The sequence below is a fragment of the Ohtaekwangia kribbensis genome, from assembly GCF_042676245.1.
Classification (GTDB): Bacteria; Bacteroidota; Bacteroidia; order Cytophagales; family Cyclobacteriaceae; genus Ohtaekwangia; species Ohtaekwangia kribbensis.
Window position 1 is genome coordinate 382,236 of sequence record NZ_JBHTKA010000003.1, and the last position, 24,985, is coordinate 407,220.

Below are 24,985 nucleotides of genomic sequence, written 5' to 3' on the forward strand. Positions count from 1 at the left end.
CCGTTCTTTCGTTTTTTAACTGTTAACAGGTAAACGATTAACAGATAACAGTTAATATTATATTCCAAAAGACAACGGCTATGAAGCAGGAACAAGTACCCCAGGACCAGGAAAACCTTAACGAAGGCAAGTTGGCCAAGCTATACTATGCCACCGATGACAAAGGCAACTATGTAAAAGTAAATAGTATAGGATGGGAACCTGAAACGGTTGCCATGCAGCAAGCCTGGGATGTAGTAAACGATGAAGTTGAGACAGCCCGTAAAAAGGTAATTGATGGTGAAGCCAGTCCGCTGCTCTACTGGATCAAAAAAAATATTATGACCACCGGCATGGTGGCTGCCTACGCTTCTACTTTTGGATTTCTGGTTCGTCTGCATTGCAAGCCTTTTTTCTTTAACAGGCTCAGCAAAAAGCAACTTGAAAAATACGCCTATACATTCCGCATCTCTGTTGAAGAATTAACCGATATCGAAAGACTCAAAAAAAATGACCGTTAATTTCGACCATAAACAATCTGCTCACTGCGAGAGCGGTGTTGTGTCAAACCTGCTTCGTTTCCACGGAATGGATTTCGATGAGCCTATGGTATTTGGTATAGGCTCCGGACTGTTCTTTACATATTTACCCTTTGTGCGTGTAAATGGTATACCGGGAGTTGCCTATCGTATCTGGCCGGGACAAATTTTCAAACGCTTTTCCGATCGCATCGGAATAAAAATAGAACGCCAGAAATTTTCGAATCCGGCAAAGGCCATGGATGAGCTTGATCGCATGCTTGATAAAGGTCAGCCTGTGGGTATGCTTACGTCTGTGTTCTTCCTTGACTATTTACCTGCGGCATACCGTTTCCATTTCAATGCGCATAACATTATTGTTTTTGGAAAAGAGAATGGCCGCTACCTGGTGAGTGACCCGGTAATGGAACATACTACCGATATTTCATACGAAGACCTGGCGCGTGCACGCTTTGCCAAAGGCATGCCGGAGCCAAGCGGACGTATGTACTATCCGTTGCGTGTACCGGGCGAGTTCAGTGTAGAGAAGGCGTTGTGGACTGGTATAAAACAAACCAGTGATCACATGACGCGTATACCCATGCCGTTGGTTGGAACTAAAGGTATGAAGTACCTGGCAGGTCGCATGCGCAAATGGCCTGAACGCATTGGCGATCGTAAAGCTATACTCTGGCTTGGTAATCTTATCCGTATGCAAGAGGAGATCGGTACCGGTGGTGCAGGTTTCCGTTTTATATATGCTGCGTTTCTGGATCAGGCCGGCCATAAACTAAATAACCCCAAGCTGATTGATCTCTCGAAACAGCTTACCAAGAACGGTGACAAGCTTCGCGATTTTGCATATTATGCGGGCCGCGTATGCAAGAATCGCAAGTCTGATACCAAAACATTTGCTGAGCTGGGAGATATACTCGAAGAATGTTCACAACAGGAACAGGCTATATTTAGTGAACTATACGAAGTGAGCCGGTCCAAATGAGCACAAGTGCAGTTCATCTCATCGATCTCACGAAGCAGTACCCTCAAAGCACCAAACCCGCTGTTTCCAATTTAACCCTTCATATACCCGAAGGCGCTGTATATGGTTTGCTCGGTCCGAATGGTGCCGGTAAATCTACTACAGTAATGATGCTCTGTGGACTGATGCGTCCCGATGCAGGCACTGTAAATGTACTCGGCATGGACATGGAGACTCAAAGTGTTGAGATCCGGAAAAAGATAGGTGTAGCCTCACAGGATATAGCGCTCTTCCCAACACTCACAGCATACGAAAATCTCTTTTACTTCGGTCGTATGTATGGCATGTCAGGATCGATGATCCGACAGCAGATCGATAAATATTTACATGTATTCGGACTCACTGAGAAGTCTAAAAAAATCGTCCATACTTTTTCGGGTGGTATGAAGAGACGCCTCAACCTGATGGCTGCATTACTTCATCAACCCAAGCTGGTTATACTCGATGAGCCAACGGCCGGGGTAGACGTTCAATCAAGAAACATGATTCTTGATTTTTTAATGCTCCTTAAAAGTGAAGGTACCACCATTATATACTCTTCGCACGTGCTGGAAGAAGCTGAACGCATCTGCTCACACCTGGGTGTAATTGATGAAGGAAAACTTATCACGGAGGGTACACTTGTGGACATTATGAATACACACTCTGACTGCCAGAGCCTGGAGCAATTATTTTTAAAGTTAACCGGTAAAAATATTCGCGATTGAAAACACTGGCTACTATATATAAAGAGTTTCTGCTGTTGGTGCGTGACCCGGGCGGACTGGCATTGATCTTTATCATGCCACTGGCTTTGGTTATCGTTATGGCATTGGTACAGGATGCTCCCTTTCGCGATTACCAGGAAATAAAACTTGATGTATTATTTGTTGATCAGGATGGCGACTCACTCAGCGCAAAAGTAAAGCAGGCGTTTGATGCTTCTCCTAATGTAAACCTGGTGGTAAAGACCGACACTGCTGAAGTAAAACAACTGGTGCGTTCGGGTGCTTTCAAGGCTGCGATTGTTATACCGGCTAACTCCAGTGAGACACTGCGCGAGAAAACAAGACAGCTTATCGTCAAAGTATTTTCCAATTTCGGATTGACTGAAGCTCCGAAGGATTCCCTCGACATTGCAGCAATCGGTATAAAGATTTTGTTTGATCCTGCCATCAAATCAAACTATAAACAAACACTAACCGGTGGTGTACAAAAAATTGTAGCCGGTATTCAGGCGGAATGGATACTGGATGAATTACAGAATCAACTCAGTGAAGGTCGCACCGATGTTAAAAAGACTCCGGTAAACCTCACCGAAATTATACAGGTAAATGAACAGTATGCTTCTGAAAAGAAGTACGAAGGACTGATGCTCAATTCGGTTCAACACAATGTTCCTGCATGGACCATGTTTGCCATGTTCTTTATACTCTATCCGCTGGCGGGTAATTTTATAAAGGAACGTGAAGAAGGCAGCATGCTTCGTCTGCGTCTTATTTCCGGCTCGCAGTTCCCGGTTATCTCGGGCAAGTTTGCATTTTATTTTATGGTTTGTCTGCTGCAGTTTATATTGATGATTGCAGTAGGTATATACATTATGCCTTTGCTCGGCTTGAGCAAACTTGTATTGGGCACTAATATTTTGGGTATACTGCTTGTGGCATGTTCTGTAGCCATGGCGGCCACCGGTTACGGAGTACTTATTGGCGTATACTTTCGTACACCGCAGCAGGCGCTTTCGTTTGGTTCTGTGTCAGTGGTAATTCTTTCGGCCATTGGAGGCGTGTGGGTACCGGTGTATGTAATGCCGGAGATTTTACAGACCCTTAGCCGATTTTCGCCCATGAGCTGGGGGCTGGAAGCTTTTAATGATTTATTTTTGCGTCAGGCATCAATACAGAGTATTTTACCCAATGTATTGCGATTAACGGGGTTCTCACTGGTGGCGTTGTTTATCAGTGTTATCATCCATAAGTCACGAACGATTTTATAACCGAATATATATTTATACCCCAACATGAAGAAAACAGTAGACGAACTTGTTGTAGAACTCCGGGCTGAACTGATCAAGCAATTGAATCTTGAAGACATGCTTCCGGAAGGATTTAATGAAAACACTCCTCTATTCGGTGAAGGCCTTGGTCTTGATTCTATTGATTCATTAGAGCTTGTTGTACTGCTCGACAAGAACTATGGCATTAAACTGAAAGATCCGAAAGAAGGCCGCCATGTATTCTATACCATTCGTACCATGGCAGAGTATATTCATCAGAATAGCGACCGTATATGAGCCAACGTGTGTTCATCACAGGATATGGCATCATAACATCACTTGGTAAAAACGCAGCGGAAAATCTTCAGTCACTTATTGATCGTAAAGCCGGGTATGGTGCACTGGAGGTGCTTGACACCATTCATCGTGCAACCCTGCACGCGTGCGAAGTAAAAATTACAGACCGGCAATTGTTCGAGTCGCTGAACATCGCTACGGATACAGGTTATACACGCACAACCTTACTGGGGCTAACTGCGCTGATGGAAGCCATCGGTATGGCAGGTCTCACAGAACAAGAAGTACGCAATTCAGGTTTACTTTCTGCAACAACCAACGGAGGTATCCGTGAGTTCGAAAAATATTATTACGAACTGATGGACCCTGCACAACGTGGCGACTTCGTTCGGTTTACGGATACTGCTAATCCAGGGGAACATTGCGAACGGTTAGCCGACTTTGTCGGAATAAAAAAATATATAGGCACCATCAGTACAGCTTGTTCATCATCCGCGAACACGCTCATGCAGGGCGCACAGTTGATACGACATAAAAAACTCGATCGTGTGATTTGTGGCGGAGCCGAAGCGTTGTCCAAATTTACCGTCAACGGTTTCAACTCGCTCATGATCCTCGACACCGAACATTGCAGACCTTTTGACAGCACGCGTAAAGGACTTAACCTTGGCGAAGGTGCAGCCTATATTGTGCTGGAATCAGAGCAGGAAGTAGAACGATCCGGCAGAAAACCAATCGCTGAACTGAAAGGCTATGGCAACGCAAATGATGCATTCCACCAGACTGCATCATCACCCGATGGCAAAGGAGCATTTATAGCGATGGAGCAGGCATTAGCGATGGCAGGTATACAACCGTCAGCAGTAAACTATATCAATGCTCACGGTACGGCTACTGAAAACAACGACCTCTCAGAGGGTTTGGGTATACAGCGTTTATTCGACAATCACGTTCCTGACTTCAGTTCTACAAAGCCTTACACTGGCCATACCCTGGCAGCAGCCGGAAGTGTGGAAGCTATATATTGCATCATGGCACTTCAGCACCAGATGATATGGCCTAACCTGAACTTTGAGAACGCAATGCCGGAACTCTCCATCACGCCTGTGCAGCAATTAAAACGAACTGCATCCTTAACAAATGTGCTGTCTAATTCGTTTGGGTTTGGAGGCAACACATCTTCATTATTATTAGCATCGGTATAAGTATGACGGGGCAACCAGTATATTACATTAACGGTATAGGTATACTTTCTCCGCAGAAGACATTCGACAATGATGTCTTTCTGGCAGAGCTATCGTCCTATCATGAAAATGTACTTACCTGCGTTACACCCGAGTTTAAAAACTATATTAACCCGATACAGTTACGCAGACTAAGCCGCATGCTCCGTATAGGTCTTACAGCCGCTACCATTTGTTTGCGTGATGCTAAAGTGCAAACTCCCCAGGGTATCATTACCGGAACGGGTTATGGCTTTCTGGATGAGACAGCAAAGTTTCTGCGTGAGCTATTGGAGCAGCATGAGAAGCAACTCACACCTACCTACTTCATGCAAAGTACATACAATGCGCTTTCGGGGTTGATTGCGTTGTCAGTAAAATGTATGGGGTATAACAACGCTTATGTGAGCAGAGGCCTTGCGTTTGAAAATGTACTCGATGATGCGATGCTAAAGCTGATCGAAACACCGGATGCTAATTATTTAGTTGGTGCATTTGATGAAGCCGCGGAAGTACAGTTTCTGGCAAGTACACGTGCGAGTCATTTTAAAACCGAGCAAATTAACAATCTCGATCTTTTTAATACTACGACAAAAGGTTCTATACAAGGTGAAGGTGCAGCTTTCTTTATGTTATCCGGGAAAGCATCTGACACAACGTGGTGCGCACTGCACGACATGCAATTTGTTTATAACCCGGTTGATATAGCGGAGGTAAAAACAAGTATAGCATCATTCCTCAAAAAAAATTCTATATCGATACAGGATATAGATCTATGGATTGATGGCGCCAGCGGAGACATTGAACACGACCGCATGATGAACGACCTCGCAGCGTCTACATTCAAAGATATATTCCATACACGCTTCAAGCATCTCTGCGGAGAATCCTGCACGGCATCTTCATTTGCACTCTGGCTTGGAGCATCGATACTGCGACATCAGCAAGTACCTGCTGCTATCAAGGTACATACTGAAAAACATCCTGCACAACTGAATACCATTCTTATTGTGAATCAATACATGAATAAGAATTTCTCTTTCTTCCTGTTAAAACAGGTATAAAAAATGCCCCGATGTTTTTCGGAGCATTTATATAATATACATCTGGTAATAGGATCTGCTAATGCGAAACAAACTTTAGTCCTACAATAGAACTGATCAGCGTAGCGATAAAAAAAAGACGCCAGAAATCAGCAGGTTCTTTAAAGAAGATGATGCCAATGATCACCGTGCCCACAGCACCTATACCGGTCCACACAGCATACGCAGTGCCCATCGGTAACGTGAGTGTTGCGCGATAAAGTAAATACATACTGATGGTCATGGTAACAAAAAATCCAATGAGCCACAGCACCGATGCTGTGCCCGATGTTTCCTTCGCTTTGCCCAGGCATGTTGTAAAGCCCACTTCAAATAATCCGGCAATAATGAGAATGATCCAGTTCATGATTGTTATTTACAATTAGTTCTACGTTATCAAATATACCTGCTTTGCCGTCACTATAAACTCTTCCATAGATAAAGGGTTGCATAAGCCTCCCAACCTCTGTATTTCTTATAGAAAGTTTTTACCTGATCGAGTGTAGGTTTCTCTTTCATACGTTTCAGATTTTTAATTGCGTTGTGAACGCCCGCATCCTCCAGCGGAAAAGCATCCGGGTAATGAAACGTTTTCATCAACGCATAGTTGGCCGTCCAGTTGCCTATACCTTTTATCTTCATCAACTTCTCCTTTGCATTCTGCAGTGATAATCCGGCAAGTTTCTCCTTCGATATTTCGTTACTTGCAAAGGCCTCAGAAATAGTAACTACATATTTACTCTTCTGTCGTGAAAATTGTAACGGTAAAAGCACATCATCATTCAACAATGCTACAACGTCTGGTCTGGGGAACAAGTGATAATCTATACCATTGAAGATCATCTTCACACCGAACTGCTCTACAAAACGTTGCTTGAGTGTATATGCAAATGACAAGTTGATCTGCTGACCAAGCACGGCCCATATAATCGATTCGAACAAATCAGGTTGCCCCACAATTCTATAGCCGTAAAATTTCTCAACCAGGTTCTTCATGTATTTGTCTTTGGCTGATAACGTATAGAATGGCTTTATATCAGTATCCAGATCAAACCAGTCGCGGATATATATTTCTAATGTGTTTTTAATGGATAGCGTGAGTTTCGTATTGAGTACATGTATGCGAAGATTTTCACGATCCTGTTGCTGCACATTGAACAACACTGCATCGTGGTCAACTTTCAATAACTTAGTTACACTGGTTTCTTCACAACGGTGCAGGATCTCGCGCGGAGAGCGCTTCAGGAAATCCAACGATAAATTAAAATCAAATTCTGTCGGAACCGGAATTGTAAAAGTTTTCATAGAGAGTCTTTCGCATTACGATGCATGCAATACTACTAAATGAATTGTGGTTATGGAAAGTTCAACAAACAAATACGGAAAGCGCAAGATTCGGGTTGATACCCTGGGCGAGTCATCTGACATTTGTTAAAAAGTGTATGGTTGCTATAGAAAGTTTAAACTGGTATAAAATACAAGAATCACTGGACGAGAAAGGATACGCGCATATACCTGCGCTATTATCTATTGAAGAATGTAATAAACTGGCTGCATACTATACCCAGGAAAATCTTTACAGAAGCGTTATCAATATGCAACGCTATCGCTTTGGCAAGGGAGAGTATAAATATTTCCGATATCCGCTTCCGTCCGGAATTCAAAAACTTCGCGAAACGATATATAGTCCATTAGCGGTTATTGCGAATGAATGGATGAATAAGCTCTCGTTGGATATACAATTTCCGTTAACGCATCAACAGTTAATAGCACACTGCCACCGGGCCGGACAACTGCGGCCGACACCATTAATTCTTCGTTATGAGTCGGGTGGATTCAATACGCTTCACCAGGATCTATACGGTGATGTATACTTTCCGTTCCAGGTAGTATTTGCATTGAGTCAACAGGGTACAGATTACGAAGGAGGAGAACTCGTATTTACAGAACAAATACCGAGAGCACAATCAAAAGCCATGATAATGCGACCCAACCAAGGTGATGCTATAATCTTTACAACCAATTTCCGCCCGGTAAAGGGGACTCGCGGATATTATCGTGCAGCCATGAAACATGGTGTAAGCGAAGTAAAATCAGGTATACGGCACGCATTGGGAATTATATTTCATGACGCCACATGACACACCACAGCACGCTTACCAATCGCGAACTGTATCGTATGATACACAGTTATGCTATATGCTTCGGTGGCAATGCTTCGTTAAAAATATATGGCACACTTCGCTGCCGCTCCGGCAAGCGAATGAAGAAGGCAAACCGCGTATTTTTTCAAAGTGAAACAGAAGCCATTGCCGAGGGCTATCGTCCGTGTGCGCATTGTATGCATGCTGCATACCAGCGATGGAAACTGAGCAAGAAGCAGGTTGAGTAACGCCCGGTGTTGCTGCACCTTTGTACAACAAATAAACACAACTAATCATGAACACGTTATATAGCATCCCGAAATCAGTGGCTACTTTTGCAACTGTGACAGACAACGAAAATCAGATCAACTATCAGCGCATCGAGCAAGCTATACGCTACCTGGAGGAAAACTTCAAGCGTCAACCTGCACTAGAAGAGGTGGCCGAAAAGATTCACGTGAGTTCATTCCACTTTCAACGCATGTTTACCGAATGGGCGGGCATTAGTCCGAAACGATTTCTCCAGTTTCTCACGATCGATTTTCTCAAAGAGAAACTACAGGAATCGAAGAACCTGGTGGAAGCAGCAGAGGCCGCAGGTCTTTCAAGTCAGTCAAGAGTATATGATCTGTTCACTACGCTGGAAGCCGTGACACCACAGGAGTATAAACAACGAGGAGCCGGTATACGCATTGAGTATGGCTTTCATGCAACGCCTTTTGGTACTTGTCTCATTGGTATAACGGAGCGTGGCATTTGCTGGTTATCGTTTCTCACCAACGATCAGGATCCGCGTTTCGAGCTCGAACAAATGAAACATCACTGGAACAACTCTATATTCCATGAAGATCATTTAGTCACACAGACTTTTGTAGAAAAGATATTTAGCGACAAAGCACCTTCACAAAAACTGCATTTGTTTGTAAAGGGTACTAACTTCCAGGTAAAAGTGTGGGAAGCATTGCTGCGAATTCCTATGGGAAATCTCACCACATATCAGGATATAGCTTTATCTGTTAATAACCCCAGGGCTTTACAAGCCATTGGTTCGGCCGTGGGTTCCAATCATATAGCATATCTGATACCGTGCCATCGCGTTATTCGCAAAGATGGTATATTAGGAGAATATCGGTGGAGTTCGGTAAAAAAGAAAAGTATAATCGGCTGGGAGATGGCAAAGTCTGCTGGAGAATAAATCTCCAACAGACTTAAAACTATATATATAGTATATTAGTATTTTTCGTCCTGATTCGGAAAGTCTTTAGCTTTTACATCCGAAACGTATTGTGTTACAGCACCAGCTACAATGCTGCTCAGATCAGCATAACGTCTTAGAAAACGAGGTTTGAATTCTTGTGTTATACCAAGCATATCCTGCATCACGAGGACTTGTCCATCAACATCCGGACCTGCCCCTATACCAATAATCGGTATATGTACAGACTCTGCTACTTTCTTGGCAAGCACGGCAGGTATTTTTTCAAGAACAATACCAAAGCATCCGCAAGCCTCCAATAGTTGAGCATCTTCTATAAGTTTGGCGGCTTCTGCTTCTTCCTTGGCACGCACGGAATATGTACCGAATTTATAGATGGATTGTGGCGTTAATCCAAGGTGTCCCATTACCGGTATACCAGCACTTAAAATTCTTTCGATAGAATCTTTTACTTCACTTCCACCTTCGAGCTTTACAGCGTGTGCACCGGCTTCTTTCATAATACGAATGGAAGAGCGAAGCGCTTCGCCTGAGCTTCCCTGGTATGTACCGAACGGAAGATCAACCACAACCAGTGAACGCTTAACAGCACGTACAACCGATGCGGCATGGTATATCATCTGGTCGAGTGTAATCGGCAAAGTTGTTTCGTGTCCAGCCATCACGTTGGATGCTGAGTCGCCTACGAGTATAACATCTATACCTGCGCTATCAATAAGACGAGCCATGCTATAGTCGTATGCGGTAAGCATCGCGATCTTTTCACCGCGATTCTTCATCTCCTGTAATTGATGCGTAGTAATACGCTTAACATCTTGTTTATGAACAGACATGATAGGTGGATTTTAAAAGAAATAAATATAGGATATGATCAATGGAGGTAAACGGCCATTTCATCTTTGCTGAGCTTTACCTCCACGTGATCTTTTATCGTAGTAGAAAGCTCATACCCGGTATAGAGCGAATAGATCGGGAATAGCGTGTGACCGCGGTTTATCAGCACCGCGGTATCTATTTTCTTTACTTCAATGTTCAGAAAAGGTTTCATACCATAGGTAAAGGTGCGGCCGGTATGCAACACATCATCCACCAATACAATGGTTTTCTTTTTTACTTCTTTCACATCACAGTCCAACGTGATTTCGTTTTCCTGTGGCGCTTGTTTATCAAGGTTAATCTTAACGAGTTTCACTTCAATCGGAGATATACTCTCAACCTGTTTGGCTAACAGTTTTGCAAGTACATACCCCTGCCCGTCAATACCTGCTATGACAATATTTTTTTCTTTAAAGTTATGCTCGTAAATCTCGAAGGCCATTCGCTTGATCTTCTGTTTTACCTGGTCGGCATCGAGTATTAAACTTTTTTCAGCTGTCATAGCAGTAAGTACATACGAATGATCAAAAAAATTCCTGAGACCCTATAAATACTAACCTGGTATAGGTAAAGATTTGCTGTCTTTAAATGTTGACAGAATTACCATGGATTGAAGACTATCCACCACTTCGATATTGGATACTTTATCCAGCATGAGTTGCTGATAAGCTGCTATATCTGCACAAACGATCTTCAGAATAAAATCGCCTGAGCCTGTGATGTGATGACACTCCACTACCTCATCTACGCTTTTTATAGCGGTAATAAATTTGTTGATGTTCTCTTTATTGTGACCTTTCAGTGATGCCATAACAAATGTACTTACACCTAAGCCAACGCTGGCCGGATCAATCACCGCGTGGTAACTTCTGATCACGCCCGAAGTTTCAAGCTTGTTAACACGCTCCAAAGTCGGAGCTGGCGACAAGCCGATCTCTTTGGCTAATTGTGCATTGGTTATGTTTGAGTTTTTCTGAAGGATCTCCAGGATCTTACGATCGGTGGCGTCTAACTTAATGTTGGTCTTCATGTTCATAGCAGATGAGAGTTCGTCTTCCAAATAAAATTTGGCCAAAAATAAGAGAAAAATAGAATTGTATGGCTAACAGATGTTAATTATTTAACTTAATAAGGCCGCATAAACCTGGCGATATTTGGCCACTCCGCTCTGCAGCGAGAAGAGGTCGAAGAAGAATTCATCCTGATGGTCAGCACGATAGTCGCTAGTCGCGGGCTGTGTATCCAGATTATCCAGCACATATAGATTTTTCATACGACCCCGCAGAAATTCAACATCGCCCCAGCCCGCGTTGGTAACAACGGGAATACCCATCGCCAATACTTCGGCCATTTTGGTAGCTGACGATCCTTTTTTGGAGAACGATGGCTTGATGAAACAAAGAGAAAGATCAGATATACTTATATAGGCTGGTACATCTTCGCGTGCTGCAGCGTGTACAATAAAATCGCTGTCACTACTAACCAGGTGTTTATCGGGTGTAAGTACCAGAAATTTTGCAGCAGGATTCTGTGCCTTGATCCTTTTATAGAACGACACCATTTCATTCCATAGATACCATGTACCAATGGACCCCAGGTATAGCACGATATAATCATTTGCCGATAGTCCGAGCGTTGCGCGTAATGCCGATTGCTTTTCAACCGAAGCATTCGCAGGACTGAACAGATTAAGGTCTACACAGCAGGGAATGACTGTCACTTTATCAGTCTCACCGCTAACGTTCCATGATCGCACAACCTGCCGGGCAGCTTCCGTCAGAACGATTATAGCATCTGCCGCCTCAAGAAATTCCTGTTCTTTCTTTTTAAAAAATCTATACACTGATTTATAGATTATGTTATTCAGATTCCACAACCCTCCCTCTACACGCTCATCTGCCCAAAAGCCGCGCATATCAAAAATAAAGCGGATGCCGAATTTCTTCTTCAGCCACAAACCTGTTAAGGCAGTTATATAGCTTCTGCAGTGTACGATTGAGAAATTTCGCTCCCGATGCAATTGACGTGCACGTTTTCTAAGAACCGACAAATCATAAAACGTAGAGAGCACTGGCGGACTCTTATGATACGAAAGAGGTTCCCACAACAATTTATTTGCAGAACAATATGCTTGAATTTTGTCTTTATATAATGCGAATCGATAAGGCTTCTCAAAACTGATAATTGTGATGCTATAGCCAGCTTCTGATAGTCCGGCTAAATACGGCAGTATCTGCGATTGTCCTAACGGGTCCGTAAGGCCATCGTACGAAAGATATAGTATATTTTTCTTCGAAGATGCTCTCATTGATTTTCCTTCAGCCATTTATGCAACACGATCAATACCCAGACGCGGTTATACAGGTAATCTTTACCGGCAAGAAAATCTGTAACCAGTTTTCGAATATAGTCTGGCTTAAACAACCCGATCGATTCAATTGTCTCATTGCTCAGGTATGAATCTATTAAATACCGAAGATCACGCTTTAGCCAATTCGCCAGCGGCACACTAAAACCCCACTTCGGCCGGTCTATCAACGCATCGGGTATATAGTTTCGTAACAACTCCTTCAGCAACCACTTGGCTTTGCCATTGCGCACTTTCAACGATGGGTGCAATGAAAAAGCAAACTCGACAATACGATGATCGAGTAAAGGACAACGACATTCGAGAGCATAGTACATGGAAGCACGATCAACTTTTACCAAAAGATCGTCTTTTAAATAATATTGAAAATCGAACAGGGCCTGCTCTTCTCCAGCCGTTAATTTCCCTTTGTGAAGAGATGAATCTGTGTACTCAAAAGCTTTGAATGTACTCTTGTCTTTCAGCAACTGATCCCTGATCTCCTCCTGAGAAAAGAAATACTGCTCCTGCGAAAAAATATGACTTCGTATACTGCCGATCTTTACCGGCTCCAGCAATTCTGCAATCCGCTCCAGCCGACTTTTCCCCGATAACTGCAATGCCAATTTCAACGGTCGCTGTGCAATCTTCATGAGCGGGTTCGCCAGACGGTTTGCCCAAGTATAGGAGCCATACCCCTGAAACAATTCATCTCCTCCATCCCCTGTAAGAATAACCTTCACCTCTTTGCGCGCCAACTTCGAAACCAGCATGGTTGGTATCGCTGAGGTGTCTGCAAACGGTTCGTCATAATGACGGAGGTATATTTCGAGTATATCGATTGCCTCGCGCTCGGTCAGTATATATTCTGTGTGGTTTGTGCCCAGGTGTTTCGCTACATCCCGCGCATATTTACTTTCATCAAATTTGCTCTCTTTAAACCCTATGCTGAAGGTCTTTAAAGGAGCTGATGTATACCGCGAAGCCACGGCCGAAACCAGCGATGAATCGGTACCCCCACTCAGGAAAGCTCCGAGCGGAACATCAGCGATCAATCTTTCCTGTACTGCTTTATCCAGCAGAAGTGCCAACTGTTTTTTAGCATCCTCCGGTGATTTAATTTCACCCGGATGTATATTTTCCTGAAGAGTCCAATATGGCTTGGGACTCGTGTTGAGATTACTATCCACAACGGTATAATGTGCCGCAGGAAATTTAAATATATTTGTATAGATCGTAGCTGGTTCCGGTATATAGCCCAGGTGTAAAAAGGTTGCGATAACATTACGGTTAACCATTACCTGGCTACGAATAACGGGATGCTGAAGCAGTGATTTTATCTCAGAAGCGAATGCAAAAATCTCATCCGACTGAAAATAGAAAAGTGGTTTCTTACCGGCACGATCTCTGAAGAGATATACTTTATGTTCCCGCTGATCGAGTATAGCAATAGCAAACATACCCTCAAGCTTGTCAACAACCTTCTCTCGCCATACCGCAAAGCCTTCCGCTATAACTTCAGTATCCGAATGTGTTTTAAACGATACACCATAACACGAACTCAACTCTTCACGAATCTGCAGGAAATTATATATCTCACCATTAAAGACTACAACGTATCGCTGGTCTGCCGAGTAAAAAGGTTGATTGGCACCTGTACTAAGATCGATTATACTCAGCCGCGTATGCGCCAGCGCTACCATGCCTGTCTTGTCAACAAATATACCATTAGCATCGGGTCCGCGGTGAAGTATACCGTTCACCATGCCGCTAACGGCCGGCTTGTTTAGTGTTGTTGTTGATAGTATTCCTGCTATGCCGCACATATCTATCAATCTAAATCAATGTTATATAAGAGCAGCATTCCTGCATATATCGATACTCGAAATCTATAATTAATAATGGCACGAAAGAACTCACGCGAACATCCCTCCTTCATCCAATCATGCAGCTCTATAATAATAACTTTTGTTCTTGGCAACCAGTAGTCGTAGTTGGATGCAAATACATCCCTCTCAGCTCCCTCTATATCTAGCTTCAAAAGGTCAATGCGCTCAATGCCATTGCTCCTCATAAGTGTCTCGATGGATATCGCAGAAAAGGAATCAGGATCTTCTTGATTACACTCTTCTACCTGAAACGCCCACGCATTTTCATTCTTATCCTTTATTCGCAAATAAGAATCAACCCTCCACAATGCAGAATGCATCGGGTAAGTACCCTCGTACGCTTTTGCATTTTGTGTAAGTACCGTAAAATTTTTTGAGTCAGGTTCTATAGCGTACACAAGAGCTTCAGGAAATCGGTTTTTAAAAAATACAGTAGCTAAACCAATATTTGCACCCGCATCAACAACTATCGAAGGATTCTGGGTTAGCGGAAAATTATACTCTTTAAAAAGAAAAACTTCCCGAAACACTTGCCTATCGGTGGTACCAGGTCGCATGTGAATAGGGAATTTATACCCTGCCAACTGTACACGTTCCGACTGCAGCACTTCAACGTTGAAAAAAGTTCTGCAACCGGACCAAAGGCCCAAGCTGATTATATATCTGGGAAGCAATGCTAGCGAAACCATTTCTTAGTGATCCTTTCTGTTACGGTACCAATTATACTGGGCCGTTTGGCAATGGCTTTTATAAAAAAATAAAAACCGCGCTTAATATTCTGTCCATCGCCAGCCCACGAGGCAGCTAATATAAGGTACATCCTGGAAAAACATTTGCGCCTAAAAGCGGCACTTTCAAACAAGTTTGCTTCTCTCGCCTTCTCGAAGACGCGTAAGACATCATGCTCCATTCGTGCTATATTTTTGTGCATGTTATTAGTATGGATCCTATACATCCAGGTAACTTTATCAACCCTTCCTATTTTGTACTGGGCAGCAACACGAATAAAAAAATCCTGATCGGCAGAAGTAGAAAGTTGTTCATCGAACAATCCAACTGTGTCTACAACTTCACGCTTTACCAAAATACTGCTCGGTCCTGGAACCTGTGTTCCATTCCAAGCCAATATATCATTCAGGATATTTCCCTCTTTACCTGAGAGTATTTGCGGAAGCTTATTTGACTTCTCGTCAATCACAAATGCATCCGCATGCACCAAACCAAAGTCTCCGGATTTAAATTTGTTCAATCTGGCTTCCAGGTTATCGTTTAACCAAACATCATCGGCATCTAGAAATGCTATATACTGGCCCCGCGATTTTTTAAAGCCATGGTTACGCGCTGCAGATACGCCCAGATTAGCCTGTGCTATATATTTTATTTGTTTCTTTACGATAAAAGGAGCGAGTACTTCTTTCAGTTGATCGGTTGAACCATCGTCAACCACTATAATTTCAAAATCCTGCATCGACTGCTGAAGTACAGAGTTTATGGTCTCAACAATATAGTTAGCACTATTAAACGCAGGAATGATTATTGAAACTGGTGGAGCGCTCATCATTACTTTACCAGGTAGAGATTCTCTAATTTCTTTACGTATTCTTCAACCGAAAAGCCGCTGATATCTTGCTGTCCCTGTCTCACCAGATTCGAGCGCAGGGTTTCACTTCCAAGTAATGTTCTGATACTGGCCAAGATCTGTTCGCTATTTTTAAAATCGACTACCAAAGCATTCTTTGCATGTTGAACAAACTCATGGGCCACACCTGAAAGTGTAAATATACAGGGTACGCCAACAATTAACGGCTCTATATAGGTCTGTCCAAATGCCTCTGCGTGTGGATCTGTTGGTACGTGTACAAATATATCGAATACGCGGTAGAGCGATGCCAGATCGTTCTCAAAGCGAATCTGCGAATATGAATCTGCGGGAAGATTTGACAAAAGCTTTTTTATCTCGCGTTCATAATCGCCATGTGCGTTAGCAAGAACAAGGTGCGCCTGCGAATATTGCCTTCGCAGCTCCTGAAATGCAGGAATTATATACTGCACCCCCTTCCATTCGGTATATCTTGAAATTACACCAACAATGGGATAAGACTTTTCGTGAAGGTTTGTTTTGGCCCTTAGTGCATAGATACGTTCAGTTGAGACTCTGTTAAAATAGTGAAAGTCAAATCCATGATGGATAAGTACTATCTTACGACAATCAGCTTTGTCCCGAGTGGTTAAAATCTCTTGTACATTATGTGATATAGCAACAATGTGCGTGGCTAACCGATTGCAAAGCTTGTCCCATTTCAAACCCGATGGATATTCACGATAATGAATCGTAGCATGATGGCGCGTATATATGCGTTTGGGTATGCGTAATAACCACGCTGCCGTGAGACCAAGAATATTAGCGCGCCACAAGTGCGTATGGACAACCGCCGGTTTCTCTTTCCACAAAATTTTGATAATCTCTAACCACTTATTTACATTCGATGTAAACTTCTTGTCGCTAACAACGTAATGCCTAACGGACTTATTAGCCAGCATTTTACTTAATTCGGAATTCTCTATACCTATAATTACAAAAAACAAATCGATGTTGGAGTGTAAGTAATCTGCAATCCATTCGAAGGCCAAAGCTTTATCGATGTCTGACACTATATAGGCTACTTTTGCTTTATTCATAGACCTCTGTTTGGATATTCTATAGCTAATGCCTGTATAATAAGGTCATATAATTTGAATCGAGCAGATTCTGGTAGTCCCTTTAAGAAACCTCGATCAATTAGTATCACCCAAAAACGTAATGCTAAGCTGCTATAGACGAACTTTTTTAAAAAGAAGCACTTCCTTTTAAACATCCTCCGTTCAGGATAGAACTTTTCTAATATTGCATGTGCTTGGCTATATTGTCTTAATCTTTGAATATAACTTTTTGCTGTAATTGGATCATGATGGAATGCTTGATTGCTCTTATCGAAAAAGACTTCTACTCCTTCTTGCATCGCTCGATAAGCAAAATCATAGTCCTCTGCATCTGAAAGCCTCTCATCAAATCCATTCAACGCAAAAAAAGTTTTCCTCTTGATAGAACAGTTTGCTGCAGTAAAGAATAAGTTCGAATAATCTAGTCGCGTAAGCCCGATTGAATATTTCTTCATCCAAATTTCATTACGCGTAGCTTTATAATTTTGTATGTCTGTTTTTTTTACGTCCCGCTCCTCTATCTGATTACCGCCTAATATACCTTGATAATTATCATGAAAGGAGATATGCCTGCTCACCGAATCGTGCATCGGTTCCATATCGTCATCGTAAAAAATTAAAAGATCACCTGACGATTCTTTTACTCCTCTGTTACGAACAACTGCCCTGCCTTTATTTGGCTGAACAATCACTTTGTAGGCTGCAAATTTGTTCCGATAATCATCCAATACAGCGATGGTACCATCTGTAGAGCCGTCAACAACAACGACAAGCTCAAACTTTGTGTAGGTCTGTTTAAGAAGAGCATTTAATAAAACATTTATTTTGTTAACACCGTTGTATGTCGGAATAATAACAGAAACTTCTACGTCCGACATAGGCTTATTTTTTAAGCAGTATTCGATCCAGTAACTTTATAAGCTTCCGTTCCCACGGAGAATAATATGCTTCCATAAATTTGTTCATGTTTTCATCTATCATTACAGATTTAGCTCCTCCGCTTTTTCCCATATGGTGTGTTACTAGCGCTGCCGGTTGAAAGGCTATGGAGTAGCCCAATTTACGAAACTCCATACACCACTGTATATCTTCAACATACATAAAAAAATCATCAGCAAGTTTTTGCTCGGGCAACAAACTCAACAGCTTTCTCTCAAACATAAAGAATGTCCCCCACACCCAATCTGGATAAACAACTTCCGAATGGTTAAAAAAGAATCCGAGCAACATCTTCCCTGACCTTACTCGGGAAAAAACTTTCTGAAGCCTGAAGAGTTCGAATAATTTATATTTGATAGAAGGGAATCGCTGACAATTATGCTGAATTCTCCCATCCGGGTACTTAAGCGCACCACTTACAGCTGCAACCAATTGCTCTTGTCGCAGAAAATTAAGACAAATCGATACCGCATCATTTTGTAACTCCGCATCACTATTTAGCAATAAAATGAAATCTCCTTTTGCGTAGCGAATTCCCATGTTATTTCCTTTCGCAAAGCCGAGGTTTACCTCGCTCTCTAATAAAGTAACAGATGGAAAAAGTTTATTAATGCCCTTTATCGCTACTTCCGCAGAAGCATTATCTACAACAATTATCTCGTATGAGCATCCTTTTGTTTTTTCAAGTATACTCTGAACACATTTGCAGGTAAATTCGAAAGTATTGTAATTAACAATTATTATGGAGACCTGAGGATTAATGGCTGCCATGATTAACTTGCTTGAATTGTTATTTATATACTTACCAGTCTTGATTTGTGAAGCCCTGAAGCAATCAATGGGTTGCATGAGGGATGAGACGCACCAAAGCTATTGAATTGCTCATAGTACATATCAAAACAAATAGGGTACGCCATAAGAACAGAGCTCGGGTAAACGATGGGAACAAATAGTACAAGTAAAATGGTATCAATCTCATATTTATTTATTTCGCTTGTAAGCGATTTTTGATACTAGAATATCCCAATAGAATTTTATTCTGGCAATATTTCGGTTATTCCTTAAAAATAATTGAAAACCTGTCAAGGGAAGTTTAGAAACCACAAAATTATTCATGAACGCTTCAACCGATTCTCCAGGAGAGAAACCTAACATGGGCCAAGTGGTTGCTGACGCCGGATGAAAATTTGCTACGTATTGAAAGTTATATTCATCTAAAGCCTTCCACATATTATAATATGCTAACCTCTTTTGTTTCTCCTGTAATTCTTCAGCCGCATGTCCCCAATTATTGATTTTAAACCAAAGCTCGTTTTCTGATCTCGCCCACGTTTCATGAATAATATAATGCTGGCTTATAAGATTAAAATGGTCGTTGTGCCTTGCTCGCTTGTAATCTGGAAAAGTAGTGGCAATCGGAACCATTTCAGGAATAGAATCTGGGAATGATACATATATATATCCGAGCTTTGTTTTCTTTATGAGTGGAACCCAATATGCACAAACATTTAAGGGTTTTTCTTTCCCGGTTGGATTAGGATTGATTTTCCTCAGCTCTTTAACGAAAGAACCAAAGTCCACGAAGTATTCATCGCTGTCAATCTGAATATGCCATCCTCCGGGCCTAAGTTTTTCGGCGATCAACATTCTGTGACGATTACAATTTTGGCGAGCATTCAATTCCGGTAATGAAAAGCAATCTTCATAAATCTTGATTTTACCGTCTCGATCAATCGATGAAACAAAATTGTAGAAATTTTCATTATCAAAATCATAAACGTTGCCCGCCCACGACTTCCGGTCTCTATCAATTGCCAAACAGATCACATCAGCGTGTTCATATATTCTTGGAATCGATTTCTTCAGAAGTTCCCAATCATATGAAACACAAAAACCTACTTTTATAATTGGATTTGTCACCATGTACTCTCTAATTTAATCTCACCGCGATGAAAGTTTCGTCTATTCAATTACAGATTTATATTTAAATACAGCCTTGATCAACAGTTTTAAATTCTGAAAAAAAGATATTCCTTTCAGTTTAAACTGATTTGCCAAAATAAAAGAATGTAACCCGATGTGGGTAGACGTTGTGCATCTATAAAAATACATACTTATTAAAAGGTCATGCACTGCTCTTGTAGACACGGGGTATACTGTACTTTTATCAATAATAGATCGAACTAACTTCCCTACGGACTTTAACTCATCACGTGTAAACCCGGAATTTTTATGGAACAACTTATGCAGAGTCAATTCTTCTGAGTGTTCAAAGTTCATGTTCCTGAAAAACTCTCTTATATACCCGATTTGAGTTTCACGTTTAAGTTCCTGCTGCGTCTTTGTGCGTTGTTTTAAACTAATATTTTTATCGTGTATGCGATAGCATAACAATACTTCCTGCAAATTTTTAAGTTTCCCCAACTCAGAAATTCTAACCCAAAGTTCGTAGTCTTCAAAAGGCATATGTGCCGTGCTGTAAAGAATCCTTTTTTCTCTAATCGTACTCGCACGAAACATTACGGATGGATGACAGAAAGCATTTATGTAAAGTAGTTTTAATTTAATTTCTTCATCATCGGATGGAAGCTTTACTATTTGATCTCTATCAACAATTTTAAAATTCGTTCCACACAGGATATATTCTTTATTTTGTTCAAGAAACTCATATTGCTTTTGAAATCTGTAAGGGTGTGCAATGTCATCGGCATCCATTCGTGCAATATACTTTCCTCTGGCCTTTCGCAATCCCAAGTTAAGCAGCGTTACATATCCCTGATTGTTTTCGAAATCAATTAAATGGATTCTGGGATCGCAAAAAGATTGAATTATCTCCTTCGAGCTGTCTTTAGAACCATCATTAAATATAAGCAACTCAAAGTCCTCAAAATGCTGCGATAATATACTATCAATAGCTTGGCGGAGATAAAGCTCAGCATTGTAAACTGGCATTAAGACTGAAATAACAGGCATATTACGCATACTTTCGGTTATTAAATCTTCCTATCCCTCCTTAAATGTAAGGTCTATCTTATCCTTTGCTTTCTGAATCGTTGGTCTGGTAGAATGTGAATACCATCCTTTCGTTTGTCAATTGTAAATAGTAAGCCCGCAGTTATGTAACGGAAGACGTACAACCTATCGCAGTCTTTTTGTCAGAGCCTTCACCAGCGCATTAAACGCTAACTTTAAACCAAGTTGGCCTTGCTCATAAAGTTCAGCGCGTTCTGCCTGGTATCGATAGAAGCTAAACAAGTCGGGATGAACAACATCAACATAGCCAGAAGAGAGTGGCTTTAGTTTAGCATTCAACGGATGACCTTCCTTACAAAAAACAACCATATTCTGTTTATACCACACATCAACCTTCGAGTTTGTCCATATCACCGGACGAAGCACATCGTACAAAGTATACCCGACCGAATCAAACTTATCTTTCCAGAATGACAGCCATTGTTCGTTTACGTGATTCTGCCCTCCCTGCTTCGGAATAGCTGCCGAAAAAATTATCACATCTCCATGTTTGATCAAAGTGTTAACAAAATGCCCTGCAAACTGTTCGTCAAGATGCTCTGCTACTTCGAGTGAAATAACCAGGTCGAACTGTCGGTTTAAATTCCATTCCTGACGAAGATCCTGCGGGTGGAATTTACTTTGAGGAATCTGCAACAGATCTCTGTTAACATAACTCCCGTCTACTCCGCAGTAGTCAGTTACACCGAGCAGTTCAAACGCTTTAAGCCATGTACCGATACCACAGCCAACATCGAGTATACTGGATGGCGCGATCAATTCCATAATCAATGGAGCCACCTCGCGAGGAGCTGTCAGGTTATGAACGTTTTCAGTATGTATATAAAGTGCGCTCAATTCTTCTTAATTATATACCCGATCGTATTTCTCCATTGATATACTCTGCTTGGCGTATGCGTAGCCGAAAGATAATCGTGCACGGCACGTGCGCAGCCATCCCATGTATAGTAATCGTCAAGAATAATTATTCCGCCCGGTACAACATGGGGAAATAAATTATCCAGGCATGTCTTGATGGAATCATACCAATCTCCATCCAAACGCAGTATACCGATAGGGTGCTTCTCATACGTTGGCAAAGTATTCTCAAACCAACCGCGATACGTTTTGTAAAGTTTGTGCCCGGCCAGATTCATCGCGTCATGTGCATACGACTCTTCTGCCGTACAATTATCATAATAGCCCGGAGACGTCACATTCTGCTGCCATGCCATTGCTGCCTTGCCATCAATCTCTTTTGCAGGCGGTAGTCCTTCGAAACTATCGAAGAGGTGAACTCGTCTTTCATTCCCTAATACTTCAGCAATGGCAGCGCTCATGCCACCTCGCCATACACCACATTCTACATAGTCACCCTTGATATCTTTAAATGCATTGCACAAATCCAGGTTAAGCGCAAAGTAATCCTGCGGTATCATGGTATATGTATTATACTTTTCATATAGAGAAGCATAATGATCAAACGCTCTGTTATAGCGCCTTACATCTACACCACCCAGGCGCAACACTTTTTTTATTAATGACCTATGCATTTACGATTCGAGAGTTGGGTACTATAAATCCATTGCTATGTGAGTGTGGGAAGCTTCTGCCTTTTGCAGGAGATTCTGAAATCTCGAAAGCTACAATCTCTTTCTCCCAACACATTGTTTCTGTATTGTGTTCTCCTATCCACACGGAAACTTTGTATTGATCCGGAATCAGAGGCGGCAGCTCAATTTCGGTTTCTATAATTTGTTCTGTTTCCGAAAACTTAATAAAAGGTTGCTGTTTTGGTGTCGCCTGCAAAACAGGAACACCAATAGAATTTGAAATATCGTATGCAACAAACAAATCTTTATGTCTTGATTGTGATGCAATGCCGATTTTTACCGATAAAGTATGGGATGGTTGTGTTCCCTGAAGATGAAGAGCCACCTGGCTGATATAGGCTGCTGACTTACCAGGCGCTGAAGTTGTCCACTGTGCTGTGTTACCACCAAGTGAAGCAGCCTGATAATCATGAATGATTTCTGATACGGTGCCTTGCTTTTTTAGTCCTCCTTTTTCTATCAGTATAGCTCTTCGACATAAATTACTTACAGCGGCCATATTGTGACTCACAAACAAAATGGTTTTTCCGCTTTTGTTTACGGTCTCCATTTTACCTATACACTTCTTCTGAAACTCGGCATCGCCTACAGCGAGCACTTCGTCTATAATTAATATCTCTGGCTCCAGGTGTGCTGCTACTGCAAATGCCAGTCGTAGTTGCATGCCGCTTGAATAGTGCTTCAGTGGTGTATCCAGAAACTTTTCGGTACCGCTGAAATCAACAATCTCATCGAACTTCGCTTTTATCTCGGCATGTTTCATTCCGAGGATGGAGCCGTTCATAAATATATTCTCGCGACCGGTAAGTTCCTGGTGAAATCCTGTACCTACTTCCAACAAACTCGCAATGCGACCGCGTACGGTAATGCGACCGGTAGTAGGTGGAGTAATGCGTGATAGAATTTTCAGCAAAGTAGATTTACCGGCACCATTTCTACCGATGATACCGATAGACTCTCCAGGTTGTACATCAAATGATATATCGCGCAAAGCCCAGAATTCTTCAGTAGCTTCTTTAGCCGAGAACAAACCTGAAAGTTTATCACGGAAACTTAAATAGGGAAGCTGCTGATGCTGGATCAGAAACTTCTTGGAAATATTTTGAACTTCAAGTATAGGCTTCATGCCAGGTCTGCAAAGAATAATTCTGTTTTTCTAAAATAACCAAGACCTAACAGTAACGATACAATAGAAGCACAAATGCTAATGGTAATCAATACCGGATCTAAGGGGTCAGTGCTTAAAGGCACTCTAAAAAATGTTATTGCAGCATACATCGGGTTTAAGGCTAACACGTATCTGAGAAAAGATAAATCTATACGCGACACAGGATATACTATAGGCGTGAGAAAAAAAGCTACCTGCATTACAAACGAAACTACAAAACGGAAGTCGCGATACTTGATCATAAGTGCTGATAACCAGCAACCTAATCCCACAGCTCCCACAAGGCTCAATGCAAAAGCAAGTGGCCAGAAGAAAACAAGCTCTAGAATATTAATAGATACCGGGGCAAAGAATAAGTAGATAATAAAAAGAATAAGCGCAACAGCGAGGTCAACGAGTGATGCCAGTACGGATGATAATGGTATAATCAGCCTGGGGAAATATATCTTCTTGATGATGGGTGCGTTCAGCACCATGCTGTTACCTGCGTTTGTTACGGATGTTGAAAAGAAATTCCAAAGCAACAAACCTGAGAAAGCAAAAACAGAATATGGAATTCCACCTGTGTTAACCCCGAGCATTCTTCCGAAGAAGAACGTGAAGATGATCATCATGAGCAGCGGTTGAAGCATCACCCAAAAAATACCCAAAACAGTCTGCTTGTATTTTACTTTGATATCGCGCCAGGTAAAAAAATAAAACAACTCGCGGTAGCTCCATAGCTCCCTGAAGTTGAATGACAGGCGACTGGCTGGTTCAATTACGGTATCCGGGGGTGACTGACTCATAGCAAGGGACTTTCGGTTACAACATGTAAGCCATTTTTGGCAACGCACTACATGTCAATGTAAAACATAATACTTTAAAAAATCTAACTTCCCTGATTGGGATAAAACTCTAAAAGTTGTCTCACATTAACACGTGCTATCACGAAGGCTTTTGTTTGTTGTGTTTTAATATTTTTGCAA

General features: G+C 41.8%; 28 protein-coding genes. 10 read left to right on the forward strand and 18 right to left on the reverse strand.

Annotated elements, in window-relative coordinates:
• Positions 1-80 precede the first annotated feature (80 nt).
• From ACFQ21_RS12280 to ACFQ21_RS12310, 7 genes are read left to right on the forward strand one after another with little or no spacing between them, the layout of a single operon-like run.
• Positions 81-500 carry a hypothetical protein gene (locus ACFQ21_RS12280; RefSeq protein WP_377579399.1) on the forward strand — a complete coding sequence of 140 codons (420 nt, stop codon included), beginning with the start codon at positions 81-83 and terminating at the stop codon, positions 498-500.
• Positions 490-1,497, forward strand: coding sequence for a BtrH N-terminal domain-containing protein (locus tag ACFQ21_RS12285; RefSeq protein ID WP_377579401.1), 1,008 nt, complete (start codon positions 490-492; stop codon positions 1,495-1,497). The genes ACFQ21_RS12280 and ACFQ21_RS12285 overlap by 11 nt, the downstream gene beginning before the upstream one ends.
• Complete coding sequence (locus ACFQ21_RS12290) at positions 1,494-2,243, forward strand: ABC transporter ATP-binding protein (protein ID WP_377579403.1); 750 nt, start codon at positions 1,494-1,496, stop codon at positions 2,241-2,243. The genes ACFQ21_RS12285 and ACFQ21_RS12290 overlap by 4 nt, the downstream gene beginning before the upstream one ends.
• Positions 2,240-3,511 (forward strand): ABC transporter permease, encoded by a 1,272-nt coding sequence (locus tag ACFQ21_RS12295; protein WP_377579405.1) that lies wholly within the window; start codon positions 2,240-2,242, stop codon positions 3,509-3,511. Before ACFQ21_RS12290 ends, ACFQ21_RS12295 begins: the two co-directional genes overlap by 4 nt.
• A 24-nt stretch (positions 3,512-3,535) precedes the next feature.
• Positions 3,536-3,808 carry a phosphopantetheine-binding protein gene (locus tag ACFQ21_RS12300; RefSeq protein ID WP_377579407.1) on the forward strand — a complete coding sequence of 91 codons (273 nt, stop codon included), beginning with the start codon at positions 3,536-3,538 and terminating at the stop codon, positions 3,806-3,808.
• On the forward strand, positions 3,805-5,013 hold the full coding sequence (locus tag ACFQ21_RS12305) for a beta-ketoacyl-[acyl-carrier-protein] synthase family protein (RefSeq protein ID WP_377579409.1): 1,209 nt from the start codon (positions 3,805-3,807) through the stop codon (positions 5,011-5,013). Before ACFQ21_RS12300 ends, ACFQ21_RS12305 begins: the two co-directional genes overlap by 4 nt.
• Before the next feature lie 2 nt (positions 5,014-5,015).
• Complete coding sequence (locus tag ACFQ21_RS12310) at positions 5,016-6,095, forward strand: beta-ketoacyl synthase chain length factor (RefSeq protein WP_377579411.1); 1,080 nt, start codon at positions 5,016-5,018, stop codon at positions 6,093-6,095.
• 58 nt (positions 6,096-6,153) lie between these two features.
• Here the strand turns inward: ACFQ21_RS12310 and ACFQ21_RS12315 are convergent, their stop codons facing one another.
• Both ACFQ21_RS12315 and ACFQ21_RS12320 read right to left on the reverse strand, forming a co-directional pair.
• Positions 6,154-6,480: a DMT family transporter gene (locus tag ACFQ21_RS12315; protein WP_377579413.1), complete on the reverse strand. Its 327-nt coding sequence runs from the start codon at positions 6,478-6,480 to the stop codon at positions 6,154-6,156.
• Positions 6,481-6,533: 53 nt separating this feature from the next.
• Positions 6,534-7,418: a DNA-3-methyladenine glycosylase family protein gene (locus ACFQ21_RS12320; RefSeq protein WP_377579415.1), complete on the reverse strand. Its 885-nt coding sequence runs from the start codon at positions 7,416-7,418 to the stop codon at positions 6,534-6,536.
• Between the two features lie 137 nt (positions 7,419-7,555).
• Between ACFQ21_RS12320 and ACFQ21_RS12325 the strand changes: the two genes are divergently transcribed.
• The 3 genes from ACFQ21_RS12325 to ACFQ21_RS12335 are packed head-to-tail and all read left to right on the forward strand — an operon-like array spanning position 7,556 to position 9,452.
• Complete coding sequence (locus ACFQ21_RS12325) at positions 7,556-8,254, forward strand: 2OG-Fe(II) oxygenase (RefSeq protein ID WP_377579417.1); 699 nt, start codon at positions 7,556-7,558, stop codon at positions 8,252-8,254.
• On the forward strand, positions 8,251-8,505 hold the full coding sequence (locus tag ACFQ21_RS12330; protein ID WP_377579419.1) for an Ada metal-binding domain-containing protein: 255 nt from the start codon (positions 8,251-8,253) through the stop codon (positions 8,503-8,505). The genes ACFQ21_RS12325 and ACFQ21_RS12330 overlap by 4 nt, the downstream gene beginning before the upstream one ends.
• Positions 8,506-8,552: 47 nt before the next feature.
• The gene (locus tag ACFQ21_RS12335) at positions 8,553-9,452 is read left to right on the forward strand and encodes a methylated-DNA--[protein]-cysteine S-methyltransferase (RefSeq protein WP_377579422.1); all 900 of its coding nucleotides are present in this window, start codon (positions 8,553-8,555) and stop codon (positions 9,450-9,452) included.
• Positions 9,453-9,487: 35 nt separating this feature from the next.
• Here the strand turns inward: ACFQ21_RS12335 and panB are convergent, their stop codons facing one another.
• The 16 genes from panB to ACFQ21_RS12415 form a co-directional block, all read right to left on the reverse strand.
• Entirely contained in the window at positions 9,488-10,306 is an 819-nt protein-coding gene (panB, locus tag ACFQ21_RS12340) for a 3-methyl-2-oxobutanoate hydroxymethyltransferase (protein WP_377579424.1), read from the reverse strand.
• Positions 10,307-10,344: 38 nt separating this feature from the next.
• Positions 10,345-10,851 (reverse strand): phosphoribosyltransferase family protein, encoded by a 507-nt coding sequence (locus ACFQ21_RS12345; RefSeq protein ID WP_377579426.1) that lies wholly within the window; start codon positions 10,849-10,851, stop codon positions 10,345-10,347.
• Between the two features lie 51 nt (positions 10,852-10,902).
• Positions 10,903-11,379 carry an Lrp/AsnC family transcriptional regulator gene (locus ACFQ21_RS12350; RefSeq protein WP_377579428.1) on the reverse strand — a complete coding sequence of 159 codons (477 nt, stop codon included), beginning with the start codon at positions 11,377-11,379 and terminating at the stop codon, positions 10,903-10,905.
• A 90-nt stretch (positions 11,380-11,469) separates the two neighbouring features.
• Positions 11,470-12,657 carry a glycosyltransferase gene (locus ACFQ21_RS12355; protein ID WP_377579431.1) on the reverse strand — a complete coding sequence of 396 codons (1,188 nt, stop codon included), beginning with the start codon at positions 12,655-12,657 and terminating at the stop codon, positions 11,470-11,472.
• Positions 12,654-14,522 carry an asparagine synthase (glutamine-hydrolyzing) gene (gene asnB / locus ACFQ21_RS12360; RefSeq protein ID WP_377579433.1) on the reverse strand — a complete coding sequence of 623 codons (1,869 nt, stop codon included), beginning with the start codon at positions 14,520-14,522 and terminating at the stop codon, positions 12,654-12,656. Before asnB ends, ACFQ21_RS12355 begins: the two co-directional genes overlap by 4 nt.
• A gap of 5 nt (positions 14,523-14,527) precedes the next feature.
• Positions 14,528-15,142, reverse strand: coding sequence for an FkbM family methyltransferase (locus ACFQ21_RS12365; protein WP_377579435.1), 615 nt, complete (start codon positions 15,140-15,142; stop codon positions 14,528-14,530).
• Positions 15,143-15,261: 119 nt separating this feature from the next.
• On the reverse strand, positions 15,262-16,146 hold the full coding sequence (locus ACFQ21_RS12370) for a glycosyltransferase family 2 protein (protein WP_377579437.1): 885 nt from the start codon (positions 16,144-16,146) through the stop codon (positions 15,262-15,264).
• Positions 16,146-17,264 carry a glycosyltransferase family 4 protein gene (locus ACFQ21_RS12375; RefSeq protein ID WP_377579439.1) on the reverse strand — a complete coding sequence of 373 codons (1,119 nt, stop codon included), beginning with the start codon at positions 17,262-17,264 and terminating at the stop codon, positions 16,146-16,148. Before ACFQ21_RS12375 ends, ACFQ21_RS12370 begins: the two co-directional genes overlap by 1 nt.
• Positions 17,261-18,163: a glycosyltransferase gene (locus ACFQ21_RS12380; protein ID WP_377579441.1), complete on the reverse strand. Its 903-nt coding sequence runs from the start codon at positions 18,161-18,163 to the stop codon at positions 17,261-17,263. Before ACFQ21_RS12380 ends, ACFQ21_RS12375 begins: the two co-directional genes overlap by 4 nt.
• A gap of 4 nt (positions 18,164-18,167) precedes the next feature.
• Positions 18,168-18,995 carry a glycosyltransferase family 2 protein gene (locus ACFQ21_RS12385; protein ID WP_377579443.1) on the reverse strand — a complete coding sequence of 276 codons (828 nt, stop codon included), beginning with the start codon at positions 18,993-18,995 and terminating at the stop codon, positions 18,168-18,170.
• A 210-nt stretch (positions 18,996-19,205) separates the two neighbouring features.
• Entirely contained in the window at positions 19,206-20,147 is a 942-nt protein-coding gene (locus ACFQ21_RS12390; protein ID WP_377579445.1) for a hypothetical protein, read from the reverse strand.
• 39 nt (positions 20,148-20,186) lie between these two features.
• Positions 20,187-21,206 carry a glycosyltransferase family 2 protein gene (locus ACFQ21_RS12395; protein WP_377579447.1) on the reverse strand — a complete coding sequence of 340 codons (1,020 nt, stop codon included), beginning with the start codon at positions 21,204-21,206 and terminating at the stop codon, positions 20,187-20,189.
• 156 nt (positions 21,207-21,362) lie between these two features.
• Positions 21,363-22,094: a class I SAM-dependent methyltransferase gene (locus ACFQ21_RS12400; RefSeq protein WP_377579449.1), complete on the reverse strand. Its 732-nt coding sequence runs from the start codon at positions 22,092-22,094 to the stop codon at positions 21,363-21,365.
• Entirely contained in the window at positions 22,091-22,789 is a 699-nt protein-coding gene (locus ACFQ21_RS12405; RefSeq protein WP_377579451.1) for a TylF/MycF/NovP-related O-methyltransferase, read from the reverse strand. Before ACFQ21_RS12405 ends, ACFQ21_RS12400 begins: the two co-directional genes overlap by 4 nt.
• Complete coding sequence (locus ACFQ21_RS12410) at positions 22,782-23,975, reverse strand: ABC transporter ATP-binding protein (RefSeq protein WP_377579453.1); 1,194 nt, start codon at positions 23,973-23,975, stop codon at positions 22,782-22,784. The genes ACFQ21_RS12405 and ACFQ21_RS12410 overlap by 8 nt, the downstream gene beginning before the upstream one ends.
• Positions 23,972-24,805, reverse strand: a complete 834-nt coding sequence (locus tag ACFQ21_RS12415) for an ABC transporter permease (RefSeq protein ID WP_377579455.1) — start codon at positions 24,803-24,805, stop codon at positions 23,972-23,974. The genes ACFQ21_RS12410 and ACFQ21_RS12415 overlap by 4 nt, the downstream gene beginning before the upstream one ends.
• Between the last annotated feature and the right edge of the window lie 180 nt (positions 24,806-24,985).